The organism is Romboutsia sp. (assembly GCF_035470145.1).
In the GTDB taxonomy this organism is placed as follows: domain Bacteria; phylum Bacillota; class Clostridia; order Peptostreptococcales; family Peptostreptococcaceae; genus Romboutsia_D.
Genome location: NZ_DATIRC010000294.1, coordinates 1 through 4,958, shown reverse-complemented (window position 1 = coordinate 4,958; position 4,958 = coordinate 1). Strand labels below are relative to the sequence as shown.

General features: G+C 29.0%; 11 protein-coding genes. All 11 read right to left on the bottom strand.

Annotation, left to right across the window (positions count from 1 at the left end; translation table 11 throughout):
* Positions 1-175: 175 nt before the first annotated feature.
* Complete coding sequence (locus VLM92_RS12050) at positions 176-589, bottom strand: single-stranded DNA-binding protein (RefSeq protein WP_325276581.1); 414 nt, start codon at positions 587-589, stop codon at positions 176-178.
* Between the two features lie 115 nt (positions 590-704).
* Positions 705-1,151, bottom strand: coding sequence for a hypothetical protein (locus VLM92_RS12045; RefSeq protein ID WP_325276580.1), 447 nt, complete (start codon positions 1,149-1,151; stop codon positions 705-707).
* Positions 1,152-1,167: 16 nt separating this feature from the next.
* Positions 1,168-1,323, bottom strand: a complete 156-nt coding sequence (locus VLM92_RS12040) for a DUF6906 family protein (RefSeq protein ID WP_325276579.1) — start codon at positions 1,321-1,323, stop codon at positions 1,168-1,170.
* A gap of 19 nt (positions 1,324-1,342) precedes the next feature.
* On the bottom strand, positions 1,343-1,606 hold the full coding sequence (locus VLM92_RS12035) for a hypothetical protein (protein WP_325276578.1): 264 nt from the start codon (positions 1,604-1,606) through the stop codon (positions 1,343-1,345).
* Positions 1,591-1,728: a hypothetical protein gene (locus tag VLM92_RS12030; RefSeq protein WP_325276577.1), complete on the bottom strand. Its 138-nt coding sequence runs from the start codon at positions 1,726-1,728 to the stop codon at positions 1,591-1,593. The genes VLM92_RS12035 and VLM92_RS12030 overlap by 16 nt, the downstream gene beginning before the upstream one ends.
* Positions 1,729-1,734: 6 nt before the next feature.
* Positions 1,735-1,884, bottom strand: coding sequence for a DUF6290 family protein (locus tag VLM92_RS12025; protein WP_325276576.1), 150 nt, complete (start codon positions 1,882-1,884; stop codon positions 1,735-1,737).
* 13 nt (positions 1,885-1,897) lie between these two features.
* Positions 1,898-2,413 (bottom strand): dUTP diphosphatase, encoded by a 516-nt coding sequence (locus VLM92_RS12020; RefSeq protein WP_325276575.1) that lies wholly within the window; start codon positions 2,411-2,413, stop codon positions 1,898-1,900.
* On the bottom strand, positions 2,406-2,549 hold the full coding sequence (locus VLM92_RS12015; protein WP_325276574.1) for a hypothetical protein: 144 nt from the start codon (positions 2,547-2,549) through the stop codon (positions 2,406-2,408). Before VLM92_RS12015 ends, VLM92_RS12020 begins: the two co-directional genes overlap by 8 nt.
* 10 nt (positions 2,550-2,559) lie before the next feature.
* Positions 2,560-3,183, bottom strand: coding sequence for an NUMOD1 domain-containing DNA-binding protein (locus VLM92_RS12010; RefSeq protein WP_325276573.1), 624 nt, complete (start codon positions 3,181-3,183; stop codon positions 2,560-2,562).
* A 32-nt stretch (positions 3,184-3,215) separates the two neighbouring features.
* Positions 3,216-3,926 carry an ATP-binding protein gene (locus tag VLM92_RS12005; protein WP_325276572.1) on the bottom strand — a complete coding sequence of 237 codons (711 nt, stop codon included), beginning with the start codon at positions 3,924-3,926 and terminating at the stop codon, positions 3,216-3,218.
* Entirely contained in the window at positions 3,910-4,812 is a 903-nt protein-coding gene (locus tag VLM92_RS12000) for a phage replisome organizer N-terminal domain-containing protein (protein WP_325276571.1), read from the bottom strand. Before VLM92_RS12000 ends, VLM92_RS12005 begins: the two co-directional genes overlap by 17 nt.
* Positions 4,813-4,958: the final 146 nt, after the last annotated feature.

The window sequence follows — 4,958 nt, the reverse complement described above, 5'->3', positions numbered from 1 at the left end:
ATAAGCCAACACTCATAATTATCTTCTTTTTCTTCCCCAACTTTTATAAACTCATTGTCTTTTTCAAATTCATGTATTCCAAATTTTTCAGTTAATTCATAAACCCTAAACTCTAATTTCATATCTTAAAACTCCTCTTTTGTTTGGTCCGATAGATTTTATCGGACCTTATTTTTTAGAAAGGTATATCATCATCATTTATAGCTTGAAATCCTTGAGGATCTAATCCAGTAGGTTCAAAACTTGGTTCATTTGTTACGTTACTATTTGAACCTTTGCTACCTAAAAACTGAACTCTATTAGCATTAACTTTTGTAGCTTTTCTTTTTTCATCATCTTTCATGTAGTGTTCAATTCTTATAGAACCTTGTATGCCTACTAAACTTCCTTTACCTATATAGTTAGCACAATTTTCTGCACTTTTTCCCCAAACTTGTATATCTATAAAATCAGTTTCTTTCTTACCATCTTTACCTGTAAACTCTCTATCTACTGCTATTGCAAAATTAGCAACAGGAGTTCCACTTCCTGCAATATATCTTAACTCTGGATCTCTTGTTAATCTCCCAACTAATACAACATGATTCATACTATCTTCTCCTTTTTTTCTCTTGTCTTTTAGCTATAGCAACTAAAATATCCGTAGTTCCAACTACTATAGCAATTAGCCATATTAAATTCCATAAATCTTTCATATCTTACTCCTAACCCATTAGCATTGTTAAATCCCATGCTTTTTTACCATCTATTTTTTCATGTACTAGTACATTATTTTCAGTAGTTACAGCTCTGCCTTTATTGTCTTTATATGCACACAAATCTCTCATTTGATTTCTAGCTATTGCATTAACTTCTAATCTAGTATTCAACCTTTTAATTTCTTTCTTAGCTTCATTAGCACAGAATTTATTTTCAGCATGTTCTTTTTCTAGTGCTTTAACTCTTTCTCTTAATTCTTTTATAGTTTTATTAGCATCTTCTAATTTTTCTGCTTGATTTTCAGCTGCTACTAACTTAGTATTAAGCTCACAATTTTTCATTTTTAATGAGGACACAACTTCTTTTGAATCACATAATTCTTGATTAGTAATAGTAAGAAGTTCTGTATAATTTTCTATCACTCTTTTGTGTGCACTTTTTAACATTAACATTTGCAATTCCCCCTAATTATTTAAATCTTAACTTTATAACTTCTTTTGTTTCTCTGTGTACATATGTATAACTGTTATAATCTTGTCTTTCCAAAAGCCACTCTGTAAAATCAACTCCATTTTTAGTGAGTAACTCTTTTTGCCTTCTGTTCAATTTTTTCCCTTGCTTCATAGCTCAAACTCCTTTAGATTTAATTAGATATATAAGTTCTATTAATACACTCCTGTTCAAGCACATTAAACTCTGTTCTTGATTTGTTCCAAAGTTTTTCATACTTCTTTACATGAGTTTCAAAACTTGGTAACGCATATATTGATTGAATAGTTATAGCTTTGTTTTCTTCTATTGCTCTATTTAAAGCTTTTTTATTTTGATATTTCCAAAACTTTTTATTTAAATTTTCAGATGTAGCTATATTTACTACATCACTATTTTTTGTTACTTGTTTAAGCATTTAAGTCTCCTCCTTTGCTCTTTTGCTACTAGGACATCTACATACTGACTAAGTGCTACTGTAACTTCATTATGTCCAAACTTTTCATACAGCTCCCCTAGTGCTTTTTTCAGTTCATCCATAATTCATTACCCCCTATATCCTTCTTCTTCTAGTTTTTCTACTACTAACTTTCTTAAGAAATCAGATACGTTCATATCATACAATTCGGCTAAGTCTTTTAAGCAATCTACTTCTTCTCTAGTAGCCCTAAACTTAACTTCTTCATTTCTTCTCATTCGTTTTTTCCCCTTATTTAAATCTTTTGTAGTTTGTTTCCATCTTAGTTTTATAAGCCATTTCAAGTTCATCTATATTAAATCCTAACGAATATATTAATTCTAAAAATAAAGGTAACAATCTATTAGTCAAAGTATTTTTTGCATGTCTCTTGTTCCAGTTAAGAGTTGTTATCCAGTAAGCAATCTTATTAAAAGTTGTTTCAACTGCTGTTGCTTGTATTTCTTCTAACTCTATAATTAAATCTGCATCTAAATCTAAGAAAATAGCTAAATTGCCAATGTGAGCTAAAAAATCTGCACATTCTTCTATAAGATGTTTTCTATCAACTTCTTCATTTGTCCACCATTTATGTACTAAGCTCGCTTGTAATATCTCTGCTAGTTCGCTTTGTAAAGCCAATATAAGCCAATATGGGACATTATATGTTGCATCTTGACATTTAATACCTTTAACACTTTTTAAATGTTCTAAGAAGTCTTTTTGCTCTTTTTTAACATATGTAATGTCGATAACTTTATTATTCATTTTTTTCTTCCCCAATCTTTTTTTGTTTTTCAAACTCTTGTTCAGATATTTTTATAGCTGCTAAAGCATCATATCCATATTTATTCATTAGATATTTCGCTCTAGCTATTAAATCTTTTCTCTTATGTAGCTCCATCTTCTCCCACCTAATCTAAATACTCAATTTCCCAGCCTGATGTTGAACTTCCTCTTTCACTGTGATGTTTTATTGTACTTGTTGCTTTTCCTAAAAATTTAGCTGTAGCTTTTACACTTTCAAACTCTTTAGTTTCTCCAGTTTCAACATTTGTAATTTTCATAGCTCTTGAATTAGTTCCTCTTGCTGTGTTTTCAGCTTTATATATTTTGTAAATTCCTTTGTATTTTCTTCCATGATTTGCATATGAAGAAACATAGGTATCTTTTATTTTTATAAGATCAACAACTCCACCGATTCCATTACATTCTGTTTTTTCACCTGTTATTATGTTTTCAACAATAAACTTTAATCTTGAGTTGTATCTTTTTTTTATTTCAACCTTTTTCATTGTAATATCTTCATCATCATCTAATGTTCTTTTTCCTATTTTCCCATCAATAGTTGCATCATAGGTGTGAAATAATTTATAAGCACTGCAAGCTTGTGATATACTTGGATGTTTTATTTTTCCTTCATGCTCAACTCCAGTTATACATTTGCATAATGCCAAATAATTCAAAGCTGTTTTATCATCTGTTAAAATATTAGGTCCTAATGAATTTTTCAAACTACATACTTCTCTTTTTAACATTTCATATTCCCCCTTTAAATTTATACAAACTGTTACAAGCCATAAATTCTGTAATTTAGTTCTTTCCCTTTAAAATCAAATCTATATTTACTTTCAGTTTCAAAGTTATTAGTCATTTCTATAATTCTACTTGCTAGTGCTTCATCAAGTTCTAATAGTTTATCTGTGCTTAATTCTGTAGTAATTATCATAGCTTTCTTATTGTCATAACGATAATTTATAATGTCATACATTATTCGTAGCTCTGCTCTTGCTCTAGAGTAATCACCTTTTTCAAATCCTTTGAACAAATCATCTATAAACAATATTGAAGTATTTCTATACTCACCAATTTTCTTATTATAAAAATCTGTATCTGTCATATTAAACTTAAGTTCATTGATGTCTTTTGTATAACTCATATACTTTACAGAATACTTCTCTAAGAGTTTGTTACAAGTTGCTATAGCTAAATGTGTCTTTCCACTTCCGACTTGTCCCTGGAGTAATAAGCACTTATCCCTATTAAAATCTGTTATGTACTTTACACAAACATTTCTAGCATTTTCTCTAGTAGAGTTATTCACTCTATAATTTTTAAATGTATTTGTTTTAACTCTATCTGCTATTCCACTTTTCTCTAATCTCTCTTTAGCTAGTTTAACTTCTCTACATTCACAAAATTTAACTGCTTCATTACCATCTTCATTTACTACTATGTATCCTTTATCTTCACACTTATCGCAGTTATAACTCGATTCCAAGCTTTTCAGCTGCCCTTCTTGCTTCTTCATTTGATATTGTTGTTTGATTTTCTCTATCCAAGTGTTTTGCATACTCTTGATACTTTCCATCAGTTTCACCTTTATTTTTCTTTTTTTCAAATCTTTCTTGATGATTTTCTACTTCTATAACTGTTTTAAGGTTATTAGTTAACCAGTTATTTATTATTCCTTTTACATAGTTGAAATTTCTATTTCCATTTCCAACTGCTATGTCTATTGCTTTTATTATTAGTTGCTCCTCTATTCCATCTTCCATAAAAGAAACTATTTCTTGATAGTGATAAGGAGTTAACATTATTCCTACTTGTTGAGAATATTTAAAACAACTTACCACAACATTATCTTTATCTGTATCTTGTTCTATCTCTATCTCTATCTCTTTCTCTATCTCTATCTCTTTCTCTATCTCTGTGTAACGATTTTCCTCATTTGAGTAACAAGAAAGTAACATTGGAGTAACATTGTTACCACTATTTTTTATAAGTTCTTTATCTTTTTTTCTCTTGTTTCTCATTAGTTGAGCTTTTGAAGTTTCGCTACCTACCATATTTTGTAATTGAGTTATGAATATTTCTCCATTTTCTAGTATTTGAATTAATCCTATTTTAGTTAGAATATCCATAGCTACCCTTACTGTATCTATATCTGTATTAGTAATCTTGGCTAAAGTTTTTGGATCATATGGAACTAACATATTACCAACATTTCTTATTAGTAATCCGTTTGATTTTAAAGATTTAAGACATAACTTTAAATAAAATAAACAATAGTCTTTTCCTTTTTCTTGTTCTTCAATCCATGAGATTGCATCTTCTTCAAAGAAATCTTCTTTTAACTTTAACCAATAATATTTCTTATTTGCCATGTTGTCCTCCTATTGTATCTTGTGTGAATGAAATAAAAACCACATTCCAAACATTACATTTGCTAAAACTATACTTGTCCAGTTACTTTGTGTTGGAATTGTTATCATAAATGAAATTACTAAAAATAATTCAATTATCGCAGTTG

Bases quoted from the DNA above. Each gene is read 5' to 3' on its own strand.
- VLM92_RS12000 (WP_325276571.1), bottom strand. From the start codon at position 4,812: ATGGCAAATAAGAAATATTATTGGTTAAAGTTAAAAGAAGATTTCTTT.
- VLM92_RS12040 (WP_325276579.1), bottom strand. From the start codon at position 1,323: ATGAAGCAAGGGAAAAAATTGAACAGAAGGCAAAAAGAGTTACTCACT.
- VLM92_RS12030 (WP_325276577.1), bottom strand. From the start codon at position 1,728: ATGGATGAACTGAAAAAAGCACTAGGGGAGCTGTATGAAAAGTTTGGA.
- VLM92_RS12045 (WP_325276580.1), bottom strand. From the start codon at position 1,151: ATGTTAATGTTAAAAAGTGCACACAAAAGAGTGATAGAAAATTATACA.
- VLM92_RS12020 (WP_325276575.1), bottom strand. From the start codon at position 2,413: ATGAATAATAAAGTTATCGACATTACATATGTTAAAAAAGAGCAAAAA.
- VLM92_RS12035 (WP_325276578.1), bottom strand. From the start codon at position 1,606: ATGCTTAAACAAGTAACAAAAAATAGTGATGTAGTAAATATAGCTACA.
- VLM92_RS12025 (WP_325276576.1), bottom strand. From the start codon at position 1,884: ATGAGAAGAAATGAAGAAGTTAAGTTTAGGGCTACTAGAGAAGAAGTA.
- VLM92_RS12010 (WP_325276573.1), bottom strand. From the start codon at position 3,183: ATGTTAAAAAGAGAAGTATGTAGTTTGAAAAATTCATTAGGACCTAAT.
- VLM92_RS12050 (WP_325276581.1), bottom strand. From the start codon at position 589: ATGAATCATGTTGTATTAGTTGGGAGATTAACAAGAGATCCAGAGTTA.
- VLM92_RS12015 (WP_325276574.1), bottom strand. From the start codon at position 2,549: ATGGAGCTACATAAGAGAAAAGATTTAATAGCTAGAGCGAAATATCTA.